The organism is Arthrobacter sp. TJ-170, from assembly GCF_058269305.1.
Map to the genome: position 1 here is coordinate 36612 of NZ_JBZCNL010000009.1, position 19473 is coordinate 56084.

The window sequence follows — 19473 nt, forward strand, 5'->3', positions numbered from 1 at the left end:
ACGAGGAGATACCTATGCAGGGACTAAGGAAGGTAGGCGCGTTGAGCGCCGCCGCGATCATGGCATTCGGATTGGCTTCGTGCTCAGCCGCCGCAGGAGAAGACGGCGAGTCGCAGACGGTCTTGCGCGTGGCATTCAACCAGGACGTCAACCATCCGCAGGCGCAGGCGCTGACGGAGCTCTCCGACGAACTCGAGGCCCAAACCGACGGACGGTACGCGCTCGAGCTTTACACCGATGAGACGCTCGGTGACCAGGCCGCGACGATCGAGCAGGTGCAGTCCGGCACGATCGATCTCGCCGTTGTCGCAGGCAGTCTGCTGGAAAACTTCGAATCGGACATCTCCGTTGTCAACCTGCCCTACCTGTACGAGTCGCCCGAGCACCAGATGAGCGTGCTCAACGATCGTGAGGTTGTCGGGGAGCTGTACGACACACTGCTCGACGACAACATCAAGGTCCTCACCGCGTACCACGGTGGTGTCCGCAACGTGTACTCAAGCGTCGGACCGGTCGAGACGCCCGCTGACCTCGATGGTCAGAAGATCCGCGTGATCGGTTCGGACACCAACGTGCAGATGATGAAGCTGATGGGCGGCGTCGGCACGCCGATGGGCCAGGGCGAGGTCTACACGGCAATCCAGTCGGGTGTTCTCGACGGCGCGGAGAACAACGAGCTCATCTACTCGACGCTTTCCCACGATGAGATCGCACCGTACTATTCCCGCACCGAGCACCTGATGCTGCCCGACTATCTGGTCACCAGCCCGACCGTCTGGGACGGCATCTCGGAGGAGGACCGCGCGGTCTTCGAGGAGCTGCTCGCCGGTTCAGTCGAGACCGAACTCGAGGCGTTCGGCTCCGCCGTCGAAGAGGCGACCGCAGCTGCTGAAGAGGCCGGCGCAGAGTTCAACGAGGCCGACGTCGAGGCGTTCCGCGAGGCAACCCGTCCCCTGCACGAGGAGCTCGTCACGTCCGACCTTGCGCAGGCCGTCTACGACGCCATCGAGGCGGCGCGCAGCTAATGGCACCCGGGAAGCTCATGACGACGGCGCGGGCATGGCTTGATGGCGCGCTCCGCACGGGTTGCGTCGCCCTCTTCGCGCTGCTGGTGCTGCTCGTGACGTGGCAGGTCTTCACCCGCCTCGTGCTCGGGCAGCCCAGCGCGTGGTCCGAGGAAGCTGCGCGGCACACTTTCGTGTGGGTGAGCCTGATCGGCATCGCTATCGCGGTGGGCGAGAAGGCTGACGTCATCATGGACTTCCTGGTGGCACGGCTGCCCGTGCCGGTCCAGCGAATCGCCGACCTCGTCGCCTACCTCGCAACGCTCGCCTTCGTGCTGTACGTGATGGTGTACGGCGGCATACAGCAGGCCATGCTCGCCTGGGGGCAGCAGAATCCGCTGCTGCCCCTCACGCAGGGCCAGCTTTACCTGTCTCTGCCGGTGTCCGGCGTGCTGCTCGCGATCTACCTGACCATACATATCGTCGGAACGTTCTCGAGCCGGTATGCCGGCCATGAGGACCGCGACGAGGACCTTGAGGCGGCGGCTCTGTGATTGATCCCGGTACCATCAGCGTCATCCTCATCGGCGGGCTAGCACTGCTGCTCGCGGTTGGCGCCCCTGTCTCCATCGCGATCGCACTGCCGTCAGCTCTGTGCATGCTGTTGATCGTGGACTTCGAGCGAGGCGCTATCACCTCGGCGCAGCAAATGGTCGGCGGCGCCGACTCGTTCGCGCTGCTTGCCATCCCGTTTTTCATCCTGGCCGGCGTGATCATGAACAACGGCGGCATCGCCGAGCGGCTCATCAATCTGGCTCGGGTGCTGGTGGGCCGCACACCGGCGCCGCTGGTGCAGACCAACGTGATCGCGAACGCCATCTTCGGTTCGGTCTCCGGCTCGGCAGTAGCCAGTGCCGCCGCCATCGGCTCCACCATGGCACCGATGCAGCGGAAGGCGGGCTATGACCGCGCTTTCAGTGCCGCAGCGAACATAGCCTCTGCGCCGGCCGGGATGCTGATCCCGCCCAGCAATACGCTCATCGTCTACTCGCTCGCTGCCGGCGGCACGTCGCTGGGCGCGCTCTTCGTCGCGGGCTACATTCCGGGTGTCCTGTGGGCGCTCGCTTGCGCGGCGGTTGGGTTCGTCTACGCGCGTCGGCACCCGGAGCTCCGGGGCGAGCCATGGCCCAAGTTCTCGGCCTTCCTGGTCACGTTCGGCCGGGCCGTTCCGTCGCTGGGCTTGATTGTGGTGGCGATCGGCGGCATTGTCGCCGGCTTCTTCACTCCGACCGAGGGCTCGGCAGTGGCCGTGATTTACGCGTTGCTTCTCTCGTTCCTTTACCGCACCATCTCGGTAGCGGACCTGCCGCGCGTGCTGTTCGACGCCGCCCGCACCAGCGCGATCGTTATCTTCCTGATCGCAGTGTCCACCATCATGTCCTACGTCATGACCTACGCACGGCTGCCGCAGCTGATCGCGGAGACACTGTTCGGGTGGACTGATTCGAAGATTGTTGTCCTGCTGATCATGATGCTCGTGCTGCTGTTGATCGGCATCCCACTTGACCCGACGCCGGCGATCCTGATCTTCACGCCGATTTTCCTGCCGATCGCGGTCTCCTACGGCATTGACCCCGTGCATTTCGGAATCGTGATGGTCTTCAACCTCTCCATCGCCGTGATCTCCCCGCCATCCGCGCCGGTGTTGTTCGTCGGCACCCAGGTCGCGAAGGTCAAGCTCGAGCCGGTTATCGTCAAGTTGATGCCATTCCTGGTCGTGCTCATCGCGCTCTTGTTCGTCATCGTCTTTGTCCCCCAGCTTTCCCTGTGGCTCCCCGGCCTCATGGGCCTGCTCTGACCCTCACCGGAAGGAACCCTTATGACCGCCGTCTACGGCCCTACATCTCCCGAGCAAATCCCGGGCGCCACGCAACAGCAGCTGCGTGATCGCTATCTAGTCGAGGACCTATTCGTGCCCGGCAGTGTACGAACCGTCGTCACCCACTACGACCGGGTGGTCGCCGTCGGCGCTGTGCCGACGGAAGCGCCGCTGGCGCTCGAGACGGTGCCGGAGATCCGTAGTGAGCAGTTCCTGGACCATCGCGAGATCGGCATCGTCAACATCGGTGCGGCCGGCACCGTCCACGCCGACGGAGAGAGCCACGCAATGGCGACCGGCGCATGCCTGTACCTGGGCCGCGGTGTGAAGGACGTTTCTTTTGAGTCCGACGACGCCGCCACCCCCGCCCGCTTCTACGGCTTCTCCGCACCGGCGCACGCCAGCTACCCCACCGCGCTCGTCGAACCCGGGCAGGGAACCGTGCGTGAGCTGGGGGATCCGCTGACTTCCAACCGCCGCACGATCAACCAGTACATCCATGAGAACGGTGTGCGCAGCTGCCAGGTGGTCATGGGCGTGACGCAGCTGCATCCCGGCAGCATGTGGAACACGATGCCCGCGCATACGCATGACCGCCGGACCGAGTTCTACGTGTACTTCGAGGTTCCCGAGGAAGCGCGGGTTGTGCACCTTATGGGTGAGCCGAGCGAGACCCGCCACATGCTGGTGGGCGACGGGGGACTGGTGCTGTCGCCGTCGTGGTCGATCCATTCGGGCGTCGGAACGTCGAACTACTCCTTCGTCTGGGCGATGGCCGGAGAGAACCAGGCCTTCGACGATATGGATGGCGTCGCGATTGTGGACATGAGATGATGCGGGCCATGACCGTGGACCGCAGGGAGCTCGACACCAGCCCGGCGCCGTCGATGGGCGCGAGTGAGAAGACGCTGCGGGTTCTCGAGGCCGCGATCCTGTACGACCGCTTCACGGACATCGTCGAGGAGACGAAGCTGCCGAAGGCGACCGTGCACCGGATCCTCGCGACCCTTTCGGAGCTGAACTTCATCACCGGCGACAGCGAGCGCGGCTATCACCCAGGGTCCCGCCTTCTCGGTATTGCAGGCAGGGCCATCTCGCGACTCGACATCTCTTTCATCGCGGAGCCGATCGTTGACGCGCTCGTCCGGGAAGTGGACTGCACCATCCACGTAGGCGTCGCCAACGGCTTTGAGATGGTCTACGTCATCCGCAAGGATTCGACGAAGCCCTACCGGATGGCCTCCCGCGTGGGCTTGTCCATGCCGATGCACTGCTCGGGTATGGGAAAGGCCGTGCTCGCGAGCTGGACGCCGGAGCAGGTGGCCCGGCTCGTCGCTGAGGTCGGCCTGCCGGCCCGCACTGACAAGACCATCACTGACGCCGAGCAACTGCAGGCCGAGCTCGACAGGGTGCGGAAGCGTGGCTATGCGCTCGACCTCGGTGAGAATGAGCGCGGCACCGTGTGCGTCTCAGCCCCGATCCGTGACCACCTCGGCCGGGTGATGTACGGCCTGTCAATCTCATCGCTCGAACTTGAGTATCCGGGCTCGAGCATCGAGCAGTTCGCTCCGCAGGCGGTCGCGGCCGCGGACGCTATCTCCCGAGCCTTGGGTTCCTCAGTGGAGCGTGCCAGCGCGTAGTCTCGCTGGATGACTGTGGCGAGTCCATTCTGCGTCCGTAATCGATCAGAGAGCGGTATCGCGAGGTCCGCTGGCTTAGTCGGTCAGCCCCTCCACCTATTCACTTCCGCCCAGTACCGATGTTGATCTCTGCATGGAGGACGGCTCCCGGTTGGCCAGCAGATCGCTCACGCAGCATGCCAGCCAGTATTTGGATCGCATCCGAGCGTTCCTGGTTGGACAGACTTGCGTTAACGCCTGCTCCAATCGGGTTGCTCGATGTGACGGTGTTCCAAAGGTCTTGAGCCGACCCGATCTGCATGTCCCAGGTGATCGTTTCCACAGCAACCTCGGACAGGCCCGTTTCTGCGAGCTTGTCGCGGAAGACGTTGGGATCCGCCAACTGAAATGGCAACGGGGGAGGATCCGCCTGCAAGGACGGGATCCCCGGTGCCGCCGCCTGAACGGCGCTCAGGAAGAAACCGAGGAATTCGGCTTTCCGCAGGTCGCCGAAAGCCGCGACAATCACCTGTCCGCCGGGTTTGGTGACTCGCCGCAGCTCGAGCAGTCCGCGCATCAGGTCAGGGAAGATGGATACCCCGTGCTGTGATGCGGCGACGTTGAATGTGTCATCGGCGACGTCAAGGTCGCAGCCGTCCATCACGCGGGCCTGCAGATTCGGCAACGATTCCGACCGTGCGCGTTGGACGAGATGTTCGATCATTGCCGGTGAGATGTCGACGGCGAGGACGTCCCCGCCCAACCGGGCGGCCGGGATGCTCAGGGCGCCGCTGCCGGCGGCGACGTCCAGAAATGCAGTGCCCGGTCCAAGATTGGCCCTGCGTATCACCTCTTGTCCGCAGGCGATGTTCTCAGGGGTTACATATTCGTCGAACGCCGGTGCAATAAGGTCCCAGGCTTCCTGGACCGGTGAGCCGGTTCGTGGGTTGGCAGTCATGGTGAGGTCCTCCTTTGAGATGAGTGTGTTGGTGTTGCGGGTTCGGGAGCCCGTCAGGAAGGGTCCAATGCACTGTGCAGGGCGTCGAAGAAGGCCGAGGGCTGTTCGATGGCGGGATCGTCACGGCATTCTTCGATCACGTGCAGTTTCCACCCGTAGCGGGCAGCGGCCTGCTCAGCTGTCTTCAGACGCACCTGCAGGTCGTACCGGCCGTGAATGAGCGTCGTCGGAACGTGGATGCTGGACACCGACCGTATCGGTGGCATTCCCAGCGTGCGCACGAGCTGGCGTACTGCCGCCTGAACACTCGGGGTTCGGGCACGATCGAGGGCATAGTCCATGAGCGTCTGCCAATTTTCGCCGGTTTCGCTCCGGACCTGGTCCCGATCGAAGAAGCACTTGTCGAAGAATCGGTCCTGGCTTTTGGTAGAGGGCCGGGCAATGAAACCCATCATCGGCACTGCAAACTTCAGCGAGGGCCGGTACCACTCCAGTCCCAGGGTGTCGACGAGAATCAACCGGGAGATACGGTCCCCATGTTCGACCGCGTACCTTGCAGCGATGGCGCCGCCCAGTAGATGACCCACAAACACGGGCGGTGAATCACACGTTTGGCGTATAAGTTCATCGAGCCACCGGAGCACACCCTCTGCATCGGGAAACTCGCCGGTGACTTCGGAGGCACCCTGTCCCGGCAGATCGGGAACCACGAGATGGTGTTTTTTCATCAGCTCAGATATCACGGGTTGCCACACGGCAGCGAACTCTCCGATGCCGTGCAGGAGGACCATGGGTGAACCCTGGCCGCCCTCGAAAACAGCGGTGGAGACGCCGTTGATCTGGCGGATGCTTTCAGCCAGCGGCATAGTGGCGGCCAGCCGACGTCGTACCTCACTGGTCAGGGGATGGTTGCCGTGGAGAGGCTCGTCCTGCTTGCCAACACTGCTCATCTTTCTCACCTGTTGTGCTCGAAGTATTCCTTGTGATTGAGGGTCTCACTCCGACGCAGCAGGCACATCGGATGTATGGCCCAAAGAGGGCGTGCGAATGGAATGGGTCATTATGTGTAGGCGACCCGGCGCTCACGCCGACGGAAGGCATCCGCTGGTGCGGTTGCGAGCGTTATACGAGCCCGTGGCCGTACGCATAAGCTGCTGCAGCAGTCCGTGATGACAGCCCGAGTTTGTTGAAGATGTTGCTGATGTGACGGGCGACGGTTTTTTCGCTGATCACCAAGGTCTGCGCGATTTGGCGATTGGTCGCGCCGGTCGCGACGAGACGGATGACCTCCACTTCCCGTCTGCTCAGTCCACCGGAGGCGTGTGTGGCGGCACGATGCGATACCGCTGAAATTTCGACCAGGTCGGGTTCCGCGCCGAGCTGTTCGAAGACGTGGCCCGCTGCATCGAGTTCCAGCTCCGCGGTGTCGTCATCGCCAAGTGCCTGGTACGCGCGGGCCATGAGAACGCGAAGACGCGCGGCTTCGTAGGGCGCATCCACGTCCTGCCAAGCAGCCCGGGCTTGCAGCAGGGTGGCGCAGGCGGCGGTGTATTCGCCGTCGTGGAGCTGCATAATTCCGCGTGCCGACCCGGCCATTGCCTGCAAGTAAGGGGAACGGAAGCGTCCGGAAACCTCATCCAGCTCAGCGACGGCCAATCGGGCAGTGTCAGTATCATCTGCCGCCAGTGCAATCGGGACGAGCGCTGCAAGGACCTTTGGTTGTCCAACCGGGCCCTCGGTACCTGACACCACCCGGCGGATCGCCGCATACGCATCGCTGACGTTGCCCTGGGCCAACCGCAGTAGGGCCATCCCCGGGTGCACTGGGTGCCCCAGAGCGGAAGCCTGGCGGTAGGCGTCCTCCGCTTCAGCATATTTGCCGCGCAGTCGGAGGATCTCTGCGCGCTGGTAGTGCGCCATTCCCATCGCAGGCTGCCCGGTCTGCTGCGTCGAGAAATGGTCACAGGCTTGAAGAACCTCAGTCATTGCGTCCGCCCACTGGCCGTGCAATTGCATGATCTCCGAGCGATGCACCAAGCACTGTCCCCGGTACGGTCGGAGGCCTTGCTGCTTTGCGCACCAGCGGCTGAGTGCCGCCGTCCACTCCTCGGCCCGTCCCAGATCGAAAATATCCCTGCAGGCCAGGATCACGGCACAATAGACAATTCCTGCAGCGACCGGCGACACCTCCCCGGTGGTCACACAGAGCATTGCCTCATCGAGCAGTGCGACGCCCTCTCCGGGTTCGCCCAGGGCAACCAGCGACTGGCCGACGCCGAGCTGACCGAGAGCGATGAGGTCCGCGTCGTTGAATTTTTTGGCGATAACCGTGGCTTTGCCGAACGTTTCATGGGCGGCAGCAGGATCACCGCTGCCCAGGGCCTGCAGACCGGCAGGTATCAGAAGGTATCCCTCTTCAACCGAATCCGGCATCCTTTCCTCGACCAGCCGTTGTGCCCGGCCCAGCCATCCTCCACCGCGTGCGTGCTCACCGCCCAGCACCAGCGTGATTCCGAGCCAGAAGGCACATCGCACGGATCGGCTGATCTCCTCCCGCTCCAGATACGCCTGATAAGCCCGTTCCAGATTCTCGACGGCAACGTCATCCCGACCTGTCAGGTAGGCAGCAAACGCAAGACGTTCGAGATCCGCCCCTTCCAGAGAGGACGAGATGTCCGCCTCCGACAACAGCTTGTACGTGTCCTCCCAGGCGCTGCGTTCGTATGCTTCGCGCCCGAGTTCGACCGATTCCGTGATCCCCATGACTGCCTCTCACCGGGCCTATATTCTACGCGTGCGACTCAGCACGTATCGAGTTGAGTAAGGATGTCTCTCAACGAACGCCCGAGCCTGCTCATTCAGAGAAGCCTGCGCAGCAGCTTCCTCTTGATGCACCCGAAGGGCGGGTAGGCAAGCCGAAGGGTGTCCACTGCTGTGGGCTTGGAGAAAACCGGCTGCACATGGCTGAACGTGTCGAAGGACTGACGGCCGTGGTAGCTGCCGGTGCCGCTCGCGCCGACGCCGCCGAAGGGCAGCCCCGGTACCGCTAACTGGATGGTGCAGACATTGTGGGCGATGCCCCCGGCCTGGACCCGCTCGGTGAAGGTCTGAAGGTGTTTCTTTCGGTCGCTGAAGAGATATGCGGCGAGCGGATGGGGGCGCTCGCCGATGAACCGGATCGCGTCGTCGACGTCGTCCACCTCGAGGATCGGCAGGAGCGGGCCGAAGATCTCTTCCTGCATGAGTGCGGAACCAGGGTCGACGTCGCGCAGAACAGTCGGCTCGATGTACCGCTCGGATCGCTCGTGCCTTCCCCCGGAGACGACGGTGCCGTCCGCCATGAGTCCCACAAGCCGGTCGAAGTGGTGCTCGTTGATGATCCGCCCGTAATCGCCGGAGGTTCGCGGATCACTTCCATAGAAATCTCGGACGGCGTCCGCGAGTGCCTGCGCCAACGCAGGAGCGGCGGCCGGCGTCGTCAGGATGTAGTCCGGTGCCACGCAGGTCTGGGCGGCATTCATGAACTTGCCGTAGACGATGCGCCGGGCTGTGGCCCGGAGATCACCGCTGAGGACGACGGCGGGGGACTTGCCTCCCAGCTCGAGGGTCACCGGCGTCAGATGTTCGGCTGCGGCATTCATGACGATTTTCCCTACGCGCTCGCCGCCCGTATAAAAAATGTGGTCAAACGGCTGCGCGAGCAGGTCGGTGCTCACGTCTACTCCGCCCTCGGCGACGGCTACTGCCGATGGGTCGAGGTACTGCGGAATGAGATGGGCGAGTACCCGGGAGGTCGCCGGAGCCAGTTCGCTGGGCTTGAGGACAGCTGCATTCCCGGCAGCGAGCGCGCCGGCGAAAGGCGCCAGGATCAACTGGAGCGGATAGTTCCAGGGCCCGATGATCAGCACGACGCCCAGCGGGCGAGCTTGCGACCAGGCACGGGCCGGACGCAAGCCAACCGGAACGGCGACCTTTTCCGGCGCCATCCAGCGGTCAACGTGTCTCAGGGCGTAAGCCGCTTCCGCGCGGACGATGGCGATCTCGGAGAGGAACCCCTCCGTCCGGCTCTTTCCGAGGTCCACCTCCAAGGCGCCGGTGAGCTCGTCCTCACGTTCGGCGAGCATTCGCAGGAGAGCTTCAAGCTGCCCCCGTCGCCATTCGGCTGGCCGGGTGACGCCTGTGTGGAAGTACCGGCGTAGGTCCGACAGGAGCGCTGCGGCGCTCATCGGCTGCCATCCTTCTGGACTGGGGGATTCGGACGTCCGGTGAAGCGGTCCATCGAGCTATACACCTTGAAGACCCGGGCAGCGATGAGGTCCCAGACCGGTTGCGGCAGGACGTTGCGAAGGACTCCGCCGAGCTGCACGGTCCACGGCAGTTGAACACGCGCCTTGCCTGCGAGGGTTGCCCGCCAGGCCTTGTCCACCACGTACTCCGGTTCCATGAGCGGGGTCAGCAGGGGGCCGCGTGCTCCCTCGAACATTCCGGTCTTAATGTAGCTGGGGATGAGAGTAGTGACGGCGATTGGGTGACCGGTGGAACTCAACTCGAGGCGCAAGGAATCACTCCAGCCGATCACCGCCCACTTCGATGCCGCGTACACGCTCATGCGGGGGACAGCGAGTGTGCCGGACGCGGAGGCAACGTTCAGGATGCGCGCCGGTGCTCCGCGTTCCATCATCGGCGGCAGGAACGCACGCGTGACATGCATGGGCCCGCCGGTGTTGGTGCGGAGGGTGAGGTCTATGTCCGAGTGGTGGTCGTGCTCCCAGAAGTATTTCCCGCGCACAATCCCGGCGTTGTTGATGAGGACATCGGGCACACCGACGTCGTTCATCACCGACTCCGCGGCGGTGGTGATGGACTCCACCGAGGCTACATCGACCACGTAGGTGTGAACGGCCGTCGCGCTGGACTCAAGACCCGCCGCGACGTTCTGAAGGGCGGATCCGTCAATATCCCACAGCACGACGGCGGCAGCACCTTCAGCGACGGCACGCTCGGCATAGAGCTTGCCCATCCCCATTCCGGCGCCGGTGATCAGGACGGTGCGTCCGCGAACCATGAATACCACGATGGGATCCTCTCAAGGAATGACGGAGAACGATTCCCGCTGTCATGTGCTTCGGGTGGTCGTCGCACCGACTGTAGCCGTTCGTAAGGGGAAGTGCGCGTGGACCGCCGGCTAGACACCAGCAGTTCGCGCAGACCGTTGCGGCCGCTGACGCAGTCTCGCGGGCACTGGGATCCACGGTGGAACGCGCGAGCGCCTAGCGTCGAAGGCTCAGGGAAGGCCGTTCACCTTACCGATCCCGCATTTCGCGACGACGTATCCCCACAGCAGGAGGGCATGCGGGCGGGTTCCTTGCCAGGTCACCGAGATCGAGGTGCCACTTCGCTCGGTGATCTTCGCTTTCCAGCGGCGCCTCAGCAGTCCGGGTCGGCGCAGTTGAAGCTGACCCAGGTAAGGGTAGGGGATCCAGTTGCCTGCATGCTGCTCGGCCAAGCGTGCGGCACGGTCAGAGGTGAGTTTGGCACGCTGGAAATGGGGGTTGTCACTGGGGTCCAGTGCGCCGTGTGGAATCGCCTGTGCCGGCAGGATGAGGATTCCGTCCTGGTTGACCCACAGCTGAACGGTGCGGCCTTCGCAACGCGCGTCCCCGGTGACCAGCCGGGAGGCGGCGTCGTCTTCTGCAGTAGAACCAGCAGCCGGCGTTGCGGCTGCCGTAGCGGGGGGAGCGCCGCCGTCGTCGGCTGATTGATTAGCCGGGGCGGGCTCGTGGACGCGCTCGTTAGCTGCCGCGACGGCCAACATGACGGCGGCCTGCATCCCGTCGGCACACAGCTCGGGTGCGCTCACTATGAGAACCTCGCGGTCGAGTTGCACCGCCGAGCGGACGCCGGGCTGTTCTCCCAACAGGGTCTCTATGTCATCCCGATCTGGGTGGACCAGAATGCCAACCGCATCGTCCCACTCCACCAGCCAGCCGTGACCCTCGATTTCGGGTTCGTCCTCGGCTCCGACGGTGATCCACTCCGCCAACTCGGCGGGCTGGATCGGCGTGTCCACTTCCTCGATGCCCGGAATGAGCGGGTCGAGGCGCCCGACAACATCGCTGGTATGAACCGTGCAAGTGTGCTTCTTCCATCCGTGGTGGTGCGGCATGCCAGTAATTCCTCCCCCGAGTGTCCAATGTCAGCGAGTCTAAGGCCGTTCCTCCGCCGTGTGGCGGATCATGCCGAAGGGTGTCCACCGGACGTTATGAGTTACCGGTCCCGGTTCGTCGCCCAGGGTTACCCGATCCCGACCAGTCCCCGTAGGGTCTCCGCGTTGCGCACGGCATGCCCGCCGCCGTCGTTGTTGAAGTACACGTAGACGTCCCGGCCGGCACCGTGCCACTCTAGGATCCGGTCCGCCCACCAGCGCAGATCCTCGTCCGAGTACGAGCCCGCATACAGATAGCCGTGGTCCGGCCCGTGCAGCCGCGCGTACACGAACGGCGCCGTCGCCCTCAGGACGCAGGGCAGTCCGGCTCCGCTCATCACGCAGTACGCGGCCCCATGCCGTTCGAGCAGCGCGTAGACGGCATCGTCGTCCCAGCTCGGGTGCCGGAATTCGACGGCGACCCGGATCCACCACGGCACGCGGGACAGGAAGTAGTCGAGGCGGGCGTCGTCGCGCTCCATGGCCGGCGGGAGCTGGACGAGCAGAACGGCGCGGCGGTCGCCGAGCTCATGCCAGCAGCGGGCGATCCGCTCGATCCAGACCTCCGGCGCGTAGAGCTTCTTGCCGTGCGTCAGTCCGCGCGGTGCTTTGACTGACAAAGCAAACCCGTGGGGAAGACGACGTCGCCACCCGGCGAACGTTGTATCGCGCGGCCAGCGGTAGAAACTGGCGTTCAGCTCGACCGTGTCGAACCGCGCCTTGTAGTGGTCCAGCCGCTTCGCCGACGGCGTGCCGTGCGGGTAGCAGACGCCGTTCCAGTGGTCATAGCTCCACCCGGAGGTGCCGATGCGGATCTCACTCACCTCCGACACACTACCGATGCCCACCTATGCAAGCAGGAAGGCCGCTCCCGTTCTGACGCAAACGTCCCTCAGCTGTTCGCTGAGCGCAGCGCTCACGGGAATCCCGTCCGCCAGCCGTTCAGCTCGGACACTCCGCTCCAGGTCCCCGGCCACCAGCACGGGTCGGCCCTGCGAGGCAGGCTGTTCTGCGCGGAGCATGTCGAGGATCTGTGAAACGGAAGCGGTGAAAGCGTCGGAGCCACCGAAGAACGCCGGGTCGATCGCGAGGCAGAAGTGGCCGATATCGTCCGGGCCGGAAGCCTCCTTCAACGGTGCGAAGGCCGCTCCGGCCAAAGCGCCGGCGAGGATCTGCACCATGACGGCGAGTCCGTACCCCTTGTGGCTGGAAAGCTCCTCCGATCCACCCAGCGGGCTAAGACCGCCACGCTCCTGTGAGCGAAGCTGGCTGTACGCGGTGTGGGAGTCGGTGACCGGGTTGCCCAGGTGGTCCAGCACCCACCCGGACGGCAACGGTTTATTGAGGTAGTCGTACACCTTGACCTTGTTCACGGCCACGGTGCTGGTGGACATGTCCAGCACAAACGGCTCGCTGTCCCGGGCGCTTGGCGCTGCAAACGCCAGCGGATTGGTGCCGAGGAGTGGGCGGGAACCCCTTGTCGGGACAACGGCCTTGGTCCGCGTGGTCGAGGTCAGCAGTCCGATCAAGCCCCGGTCCGCAGCCAGCTTCGCGTAGTAACCGGCGGCACCGAAATGGTGGGAACGGCGAACTGTCACAACTCCGACGCCGTGCTCCCGTGCCTTGCAGGTCGCCATCCGCATCGCCTCCACCGTAGTCGCGTGTCCGAGGTTATCTCCACCGTCGACCACGGCGCTCGCTGCCGATTCCCGGATGGTCACCGGGTCGGCGTGGATATCAAGCGTGCCCTGCTCGAAGAGCCGCTGGTAGCCGGGCAACATGGAAATACCGTGTGAGTCGACGCCGGACAGATCAGTTTCGACCATGACTTCCGCCGTCGTCTTTGCTTTTGTGGAAGGCATTCCCCATGCGTCCAGTACAGCCAGGATCTGTGCTCTTACAGTGTCGGCCTGATACAGGTTCACGGTGGGTCCTCGCGTCGTCGATGGGTGTCAGGATTCAAGCGGATAACGGGCGGAAATAACGCCGGCGGCGCCCAGTGCCAGGGCAATCCCCCACAGGGCACCCGAGGCTCCCAGCCCGGCGGCGACTGCACCGGCGGCGGTGGGGAAGACAATCTGTCCCAGCCGGCTGCCACTGATGCGCAACGACATGGCGCGACCCTGGCTGCCTGGCGGCGCGGCGGCCGCGAGCCACGCCATGGTGACCGGTTGGCCGACGCCGAGCCCGAACCCGAGCAGTACCAGCAGGACAACCAGCGCCGGCATCGGGAATCCCAACGGGACCAGCGCCATTGATACTGCTGCCACTACCAGGCTGAGCAGGAGGAGGCGGTCGGAGCCGAGCACGCGGACCAACGATCCCAGGAAGAACCTGGAGAGCATTGACGAGGCAGCACGCACGGACAGCAGCAGTCCCACCACTCCAGCGCTGATTCCGAGTTCGGCGCCCAGCACCGGCAGGTAGATGAGCGTGATGTCGACCGCGGCGAGCACAATCGCGGTGATAGTGATCGCCGGAACCAGCCCGCGGATCCGCAGAATCTCCCGCCAGCTCGCCGGTTGGGCCTCTCCGCTGCCCCGGCGGGAACGGGGCACCGGAAGAACGACGGCGAGCACCACTGAGGCAGCCATCAGTACCGCCGCGACGGCGAAAATCAAACCCGTGTCCGGAATGGTGGCACCGGCACCGAAGACCGCGATCAGTACGGGGCCCAGCGCCTGGCCGAGTGATCCCGCCAGCGTGTAGTGCCCGAAAGCGGACTGGAGCTTTCCGGGTGCAGTCAGCCCGGCCACCCCGGCCTGCTGCCCGATGACGGCCATCAGGTGGCCGATTCCAAGCAGCACGCTTCCGAGGATGAGCACGGCGACTGTCCCGCCGACGAAGGTCAGCGCCATCCCCGAGAATGCCATCAGCACCGTGCCGACGACCATGATCCTTTTGGGCCCGAACCTATCCGTCGCCTGGCCCACCAGCAGTGCGCAGAGCAGCGGAGCGGCTGCGTACGTTGCGGCGAGGGCACCCAACCAGGCGGGAGCAATCCCGATCTCCAGGGCCCGGTAAGAGATGGTGGGGCGGACCGTGAACGCCATGCCCTGGGTGATGACGGCCTGGACGAAGATCAGCCAGAGCGCGGCAGAAGTGCCCCGTGAAGTCATCCGCCGCTCACCATCAGCGTCCTATGGTGTTCCGGGTCTGCGCCGGTTCCGGCGCGCTCAAATGGCGCTGGCCGATCGACCGGGCCGCCTGCCGGACTTCCCACACCACCTGCTGGATCTTCTCCTCCGTCATGTGGGCATCGGCACCACTGACGATGACGACGCCGACCATCCGCCCGCTTGCACTGAATACCGGAGCAGAAACCGAGGTAATGCCGACGGCGCGCTCACTGTGCGCGACGAGGTAGCCATCGTCGCGAATTGTTCGAAGGGACTCCTTGAACTGCTCGGTGGTCAGCTGCACCCCGGACTGCATTTCGATGACGTCGAGGGTCTGCAGGAGCTCATCCACCTCCTCGTCAGTCATTCCGGAGGCGAGAACGCGACCGGCTCCAAGATGAAGGGGCAGCCGCTCGCCGATGGGCAGCGCGTACCGGAGCGGATGTTCGCCCTCGACGCGGGCAACCACCACGCGGCTGAGCCCGGACCGGACAAAGAGCGACGCCGTAAGTCCCGTCGCAGACGCGAGTTCCTGCAGTACCGGAAGCGCAGCGGCACTGAGACGGTTGCCGCGCAGGAAGGCGTGCGCCATCGGGACGGTGCCGACACCCAGCTGGTAGGTCGAGTCATCGCGCTCCACCAGGCCGCGGCCTTCCAACACATTGAGAATTCGCTGGGTGGTGCTGACGGCGAGCCCCGCCTGCTGGGCGATGTCCGTCAGGCGCAGCGGACGGATGTTCTGCTCGAGGACGGCCAGTACATCGAAGGCGCGTTCCAGCGATCGCATGGGCGATTCGTTCGGTGCCACGGTGTCTCTTTCAGCTGGTTCTTCGGGGGGACGTTCCCGGCCGGACGTGGGGGCCCGGCCGGGAAACACTTTAGCCCGAAGCACCTACGCGGGCGTCCGAGACCGGCAGTTCCAGGTCGCGGTCGATCTGGTCCCGCGTTGCCTGCTCGACGTCGCGCTTGGCCTCCGCGGCGGCTATGACCGCCTCGGCATGCTGTCGCGGAATGACGACGACGCCGTCAGCGTCACCGACGATGATGTCACCCGGGTTGACCGGGACACCGCCGACTGCGATGGTCGCCCCAACCACGCCCGGCCCGTTCTTGTACGGGCCGGCCGCGGTGACCGTGCGGGCGAACACCGGCATCCGGTATTCCTCCAGACCGGGAGCGTCGCGGACCGCGCCATCGATGACGAAGCCCTCCACACCGCGGATCTTTGCCTTCCCGCCGATGAGCTCACCGATCAGTGCCCGGGTCTCGTCAGCCTGGCCGCTGACGACGATGATGTCTCCGGGCTGCACTGTGGCCAGCGCCTCGTGGATGTACTTGTTGTCGCCGGCGCGTGTCCACACCGTATGGGCCGTGCCGACACACCGGGCACCGTTCCACACGGGGTGGATCGCCGGGTCCATGACACCGAGGCGTTCCATGGCGTCACCGATGTTCGCCGTGGGAACCGCCCAGAGGCGCTCCTTCAGCTCCGAGGTGAGCGGCTGGTGTGCACGCTCCGGAATGGTGGCGAACGCGTTCATTTAGCCTTCCTCGCGAACCAGCGGGAAGAGCTCCTCGAAGGTGCCCTGGGTTTCGGTCCAGTATTCGGCGTAGGCTTCGGCGTCGCGGTAGCTGGGAGCCAGGCCGAGGTCAGTCATCTGCGTGGTGAATTCCTCGTCCTCCATGATGGTGCCCATGGCTTCCGAGATCGTCGTCACCGCTTCCTCAGGTGCGCAGGCAGGGAAGGCATAGCCGCGCGAGGAGGAGATTTCGACGTCGTGCCCTGCTTCGGTGAAGGTGGGCACGTCCGGGAGGAAGGGGCTGCGCTCGGAATCCATGATGCCGATGACCTTGCCCTGGCCATTCTCGGTCATTTCGACGACGTCGCTGACGTTGGCGACATAGACCTCGACCTCGCCGCCGAGGAAGGCAGTCTTGGGCGCGCCGCCACCGTCGGGGAAGTGAACCGGTGAGAACTCGGCACCGGTTGCTTCCTGGACTGCGACCATGGCGAAGTGCTCGTTGCTGGCGACGCCGGTGGTTGTGTAGAGAAGGTCGCCCGGCTTCTCTTCAGCAGCGGCGAGGAGGTCATCGATGGTGTCATAGGGGCTGTCCGGGGCGACGACGATCGCCGTGGGGTCGACGACCTGCAGTGCGATGGGCGCGAAGCTTTCGCGGTCGTAGGTGGCGCCGCGGCTCTCATCGAGCACGGAAACAATCGCGGAGGGGAAGTTGGCGGTGCCGAAGGTGTAGCCATCGCATTCTGCATTGGCGACGGCGGTGAGGCCCACCTGGCCACCGGCTCCTTCCTTGTTCTCCACGGTGACGTTCACGCCGAGCTGATCCTCAAGGGCGTCGGCCATGAGGCGGGCGCCGACGTCGGTGCTTCCGCCGGGACCGTACCCGACGATCATGGTGAGGTTTTCCTCGGGGTAATTTGCACTGGCTTCGCTCTGCTCCGGGGAGCCGGAGGCATCGCCACAGGCGGCCACGGAGATCAGGAGCAGCGCTGTTCCTGTTACTGAAGTGATTGTCTTACGCATTGTCGAACTCCTTAGCGGATGGGTAGTACAGGTTGGACGGATAGAGGGGGTTTAGTTTTCAGCGTCGGTGGGCAGAAGTGCTTTGCGCTTCAGCCCGCTGGCCGCGACGGAACCGATGAAGATCAGGGCGGCGATGATCAGCAGGGTCAGGGTGATCGGGCGGGTGAAGAATATGTCGAAGCTTCCCTGCGAGAGCTGGAGCGACTGCCGCAGCGCCGACTCCAGGAACGGGCCGAGGACCACGGCCAGTACCAGCGGTGCCAGTGGGATGCTCAGGCGGCGGAAGATCAGCCCGACGATGCCGAACGCGATCATGATGAACACGTCGATCACGCTGTTGCTCACTGAGTAGGAACCGATGATGAGGAACGCGAAGATCAGCGCCACCAGCACCTCGTGGGGGATCGACAGTACGCGTGTCCACAGGCCAACCAGTGGAACGTTCAGGATCAGCAGGATGATGTTGCCGATGAAGAAGCTCGCGATGATCGTCCAGACCAGGAGCGGTTCCTGGGTGAACAGCAGCGGCCCCGGAGTGAGACCGTTTTGCAGGAAGGCGCCCATCAGGACGGCGATGGCCGGTGTCGCGGGGATACCCAGTGCGAAGAGCGGGACGAGCGACGCGCTGGAGTGTGCGTTGTTGGCTGTTTCCGGCCCGACGACGCCTTCGATGGCTCCGGTTCCGAGCTCGTGGCGGTAGCGGCCTACCTTCTTTTCCACGCTGTAGGACAGCAGGGACGAGATGGCGTTGGTGATGCCAGGGACCAGTCCGATCGGTACGCCGAGGGCGGTTCCGCGCAGCATGGCGACACCGCCGCGGCGGAGATCGGTCCTGCCGGGAATCAGGTCACGGAGGCGGGGGGCGCGGGGCCGGAGCGTCGGTGCCACCAGGTTGTCCAGCAGCTCACCGAGGCCGAAGATGCCGATGATCACCGGGACGAAGTTCAGCCCGTCGAAGAGGTGCGCTGAGCCGAAGGTGAACCGGGGGAGACCGGCCACCGGGTCGATGCCGACCATCGCGATAAGAAGACCGATCGATGCCGAGATCAGGCCGGCTGCGATGGACCTGCCCACCAGGCCCACGAGCAGGGAGAGACCGACGATCACGAGGGCAAAGAACTCGGGCGGACCGATCAGCAGGCCGACACCGGCAAGTGCCTGGGCTCCGAGGGCGAGCCCGATGGTGGCGACGATGCCCCCGAAGAAGGACCCGATGCCCGCCATGGTGAGCGCGACGCCTGCCTTGCCCTTCTTGGTCATGGCGTAGCCGTCGATGCAGGTGATCGCCGATTCGCTCTCACCCGGAATGTTCAGCAGGACCGAGGTGATGGTTCCGCCGTACGCGGTGCCGTAGAAGATGGCGGCCAGCATGATGATCGCCGAGACCGGTTCCATGTTCAGAGTGAGCGGAATGAGAATTGCGATGCCCGCGGTGGCACCGATGCCCGGGAGAATGCCGAGCATGGTGCCGACCAGGCAGCCGATAAGTGCGAACAGCAGGTTTTGGAAGGTGAGGGCTTCAGCGAAGCCCATCATGAGGTTGTTCAGAGCATCCATGGCAGCCTCACAGCCCGAGATTTTCGAGGAAGTCGATGGACGACGTCGGCAGTGTCACCTGGAGCACCTCGGTGAAGAGGTAGAAGACGCCGAAGCTGCCGACCAGCGCGATGATCAGGGACAGCGGCCATTTGCGACCACCCTGGAACTTGAGCTGGAAGAGCAGGAACGCAAACATGCTCAGCTGGAAGCCGATCAGTTCGAGCAGGCTGGCCAGGACCACGAGGCTCAGCAGCACAATCCAGATGGGCCTCTTCTTCGCGGTCGGCGCGGTGCTGACGGTGTCCGTGTCGAGGGTAATTCGTTCTTCGGGCTGGGGGACCACGTTCGGGTTGCCGCGCAGGGCCTGGATGAGCCACACGAGGGAGGATAATCCGAGGAGAACGCCGATCCAGAAGGGGAAGAATCCCGGACCGGGTCCGAGGGTGGTCCAGTAGCCGAGTCCGAAGCTCGTGAAGATGACTGCGGCGGAGAGTACGGCCAGCGCAAGGGGAGTTGCGACCAGGAGGATCTTCGAGGGACCAGCGGAAGTTTCCGGGATTTCGGTGGGGCGAGCGGCCGGCGTTGGCGTCTTTGACATGGTCACCAC

Annotated in this window: 19 protein-coding genes; 5 read left to right on the forward strand and 14 right to left on the reverse strand. The window is 64.4% G+C overall.

Annotated features, from left to right (window positions below):
• The first annotated feature begins 14 nt into the window (after nucleotides 1-14).
• The 5 genes from AC4D1W_RS15180 to AC4D1W_RS15200 are packed head-to-tail and all read left to right on the forward strand — an operon-like array spanning nucleotide 15 to nucleotide 4523.
• Nucleotides 15-1025 carry a TRAP transporter substrate-binding protein gene (locus tag AC4D1W_RS15180; protein ID WP_490899276.1) on the forward strand — a complete coding sequence of 337 codons (1011 nt, stop codon included), beginning with the start codon at nucleotides 15-17 and terminating at the stop codon, nucleotides 1023-1025.
• Entirely contained in the window at nucleotides 1025-1558 is a 534-nt protein-coding gene (locus tag AC4D1W_RS15185; RefSeq protein ID WP_490899277.1) for a TRAP transporter small permease, read from the forward strand. The genes AC4D1W_RS15180 and AC4D1W_RS15185 overlap by 1 nt, the downstream gene beginning before the upstream one ends.
• Nucleotides 1555-2862, forward strand: coding sequence for a TRAP transporter large permease (locus AC4D1W_RS15190; protein ID WP_490890310.1), 1308 nt, complete (start codon nucleotides 1555-1557; stop codon nucleotides 2860-2862). The genes AC4D1W_RS15185 and AC4D1W_RS15190 overlap by 4 nt, the downstream gene beginning before the upstream one ends.
• A gap of 21 nt (nucleotides 2863-2883) precedes the next feature.
• Nucleotides 2884-3717 (forward strand): 5-dehydro-4-deoxy-D-glucuronate isomerase, encoded by an 834-nt coding sequence (gene kduI, locus AC4D1W_RS15195; RefSeq protein ID WP_490899278.1) that lies wholly within the window; start codon nucleotides 2884-2886, stop codon nucleotides 3715-3717.
• Between the two features lie 8 nt (nucleotides 3718-3725).
• Nucleotides 3726-4523, forward strand: coding sequence for an IclR family transcriptional regulator (locus AC4D1W_RS15200; RefSeq protein WP_490899279.1), 798 nt, complete (start codon nucleotides 3726-3728; stop codon nucleotides 4521-4523).
• 100 nt (nucleotides 4524-4623) lie between these two features.
• On the opposite strand, the gene AC4D1W_RS15205 is transcribed toward AC4D1W_RS15200, so the two are convergent.
• The 14 genes from AC4D1W_RS15205 to AC4D1W_RS15270 form a co-directional block, all read right to left on the reverse strand.
• Nucleotides 4624-5460, reverse strand: a complete 837-nt coding sequence (locus AC4D1W_RS15205; RefSeq protein WP_490899280.1) for a class I SAM-dependent methyltransferase — start codon at nucleotides 5458-5460, stop codon at nucleotides 4624-4626.
• Nucleotides 5461-5513: 53 nt separating this feature from the next.
• On the reverse strand, nucleotides 5514-6410 hold the full coding sequence (locus AC4D1W_RS15210; protein WP_490899281.1) for an alpha/beta fold hydrolase: 897 nt from the start codon (nucleotides 6408-6410) through the stop codon (nucleotides 5514-5516).
• Nucleotides 6411-6582: 172 nt separating this feature from the next.
• Nucleotides 6583-8223: a helix-turn-helix transcriptional regulator gene (locus AC4D1W_RS15215; RefSeq protein ID WP_490899282.1), complete on the reverse strand. Its 1641-nt coding sequence runs from the start codon at nucleotides 8221-8223 to the stop codon at nucleotides 6583-6585.
• Nucleotides 8224-8318: 95 nt separating this feature from the next.
• On the reverse strand, nucleotides 8319-9686 hold the full coding sequence (locus AC4D1W_RS15220; protein ID WP_490899283.1) for an aldehyde dehydrogenase family protein: 1368 nt from the start codon (nucleotides 9684-9686) through the stop codon (nucleotides 8319-8321).
• A complete protein-coding gene (locus tag AC4D1W_RS15225) occupies nucleotides 9683-10525 on the reverse strand; it encodes an SDR family NAD(P)-dependent oxidoreductase (RefSeq protein WP_490899312.1) in 843 nt (280 codons plus the stop codon). The genes AC4D1W_RS15220 and AC4D1W_RS15225 overlap by 4 nt, the downstream gene beginning before the upstream one ends.
• A 219-nt stretch (nucleotides 10526-10744) precedes the next feature.
• On the reverse strand, nucleotides 10745-11626 hold the full coding sequence (locus AC4D1W_RS15230) for a hypothetical protein (RefSeq protein WP_490899284.1): 882 nt from the start codon (nucleotides 11624-11626) through the stop codon (nucleotides 10745-10747).
• A gap of 128 nt (nucleotides 11627-11754) precedes the next feature.
• Nucleotides 11755-12489 carry a DUF72 domain-containing protein gene (locus AC4D1W_RS15235; RefSeq protein WP_490899285.1) on the reverse strand — a complete coding sequence of 245 codons (735 nt, stop codon included), beginning with the start codon at nucleotides 12487-12489 and terminating at the stop codon, nucleotides 11755-11757.
• Between the two features lie 24 nt (nucleotides 12490-12513).
• A complete protein-coding gene (locus AC4D1W_RS15240; protein ID WP_490899286.1) occupies nucleotides 12514-13590 on the reverse strand; it encodes an Ldh family oxidoreductase in 1077 nt (358 codons plus the stop codon).
• A gap of 27 nt (nucleotides 13591-13617) precedes the next feature.
• Nucleotides 13618-14784 carry an MFS transporter gene (locus tag AC4D1W_RS15245; RefSeq protein WP_490899287.1) on the reverse strand — a complete coding sequence of 389 codons (1167 nt, stop codon included), beginning with the start codon at nucleotides 14782-14784 and terminating at the stop codon, nucleotides 13618-13620.
• A gap of 13 nt (nucleotides 14785-14797) precedes the next feature.
• Nucleotides 14798-15592 (reverse strand): IclR family transcriptional regulator, encoded by a 795-nt coding sequence (locus AC4D1W_RS15250; protein WP_490899288.1) that lies wholly within the window; start codon nucleotides 15590-15592, stop codon nucleotides 14798-14800.
• 70 nt (nucleotides 15593-15662) lie between these two features.
• Entirely contained in the window at nucleotides 15663-16325 is a 663-nt protein-coding gene (locus AC4D1W_RS15255) for an RraA family protein (protein WP_490899289.1), read from the reverse strand.
• The gene (locus AC4D1W_RS15260) at nucleotides 16326-17327 is read right to left on the reverse strand and encodes a tripartite tricarboxylate transporter substrate binding protein (protein WP_490899290.1); all 1002 of its coding nucleotides are present in this window, start codon (nucleotides 17325-17327) and stop codon (nucleotides 16326-16328) included.
• 51 nt (nucleotides 17328-17378) lie between these two features.
• Nucleotides 17379-18884 (reverse strand): tripartite tricarboxylate transporter permease, encoded by a 1506-nt coding sequence (locus AC4D1W_RS15265; protein ID WP_490899291.1) that lies wholly within the window; start codon nucleotides 18882-18884, stop codon nucleotides 17379-17381.
• A gap of 7 nt (nucleotides 18885-18891) precedes the next feature.
• Nucleotides 18892-19464 carry a tripartite tricarboxylate transporter TctB family protein gene (locus AC4D1W_RS15270; RefSeq protein WP_490899313.1) on the reverse strand — a complete coding sequence of 191 codons (573 nt, stop codon included), beginning with the start codon at nucleotides 19462-19464 and terminating at the stop codon, nucleotides 18892-18894.
• Between the last annotated feature and the right edge of the window lie 9 nt (nucleotides 19465-19473).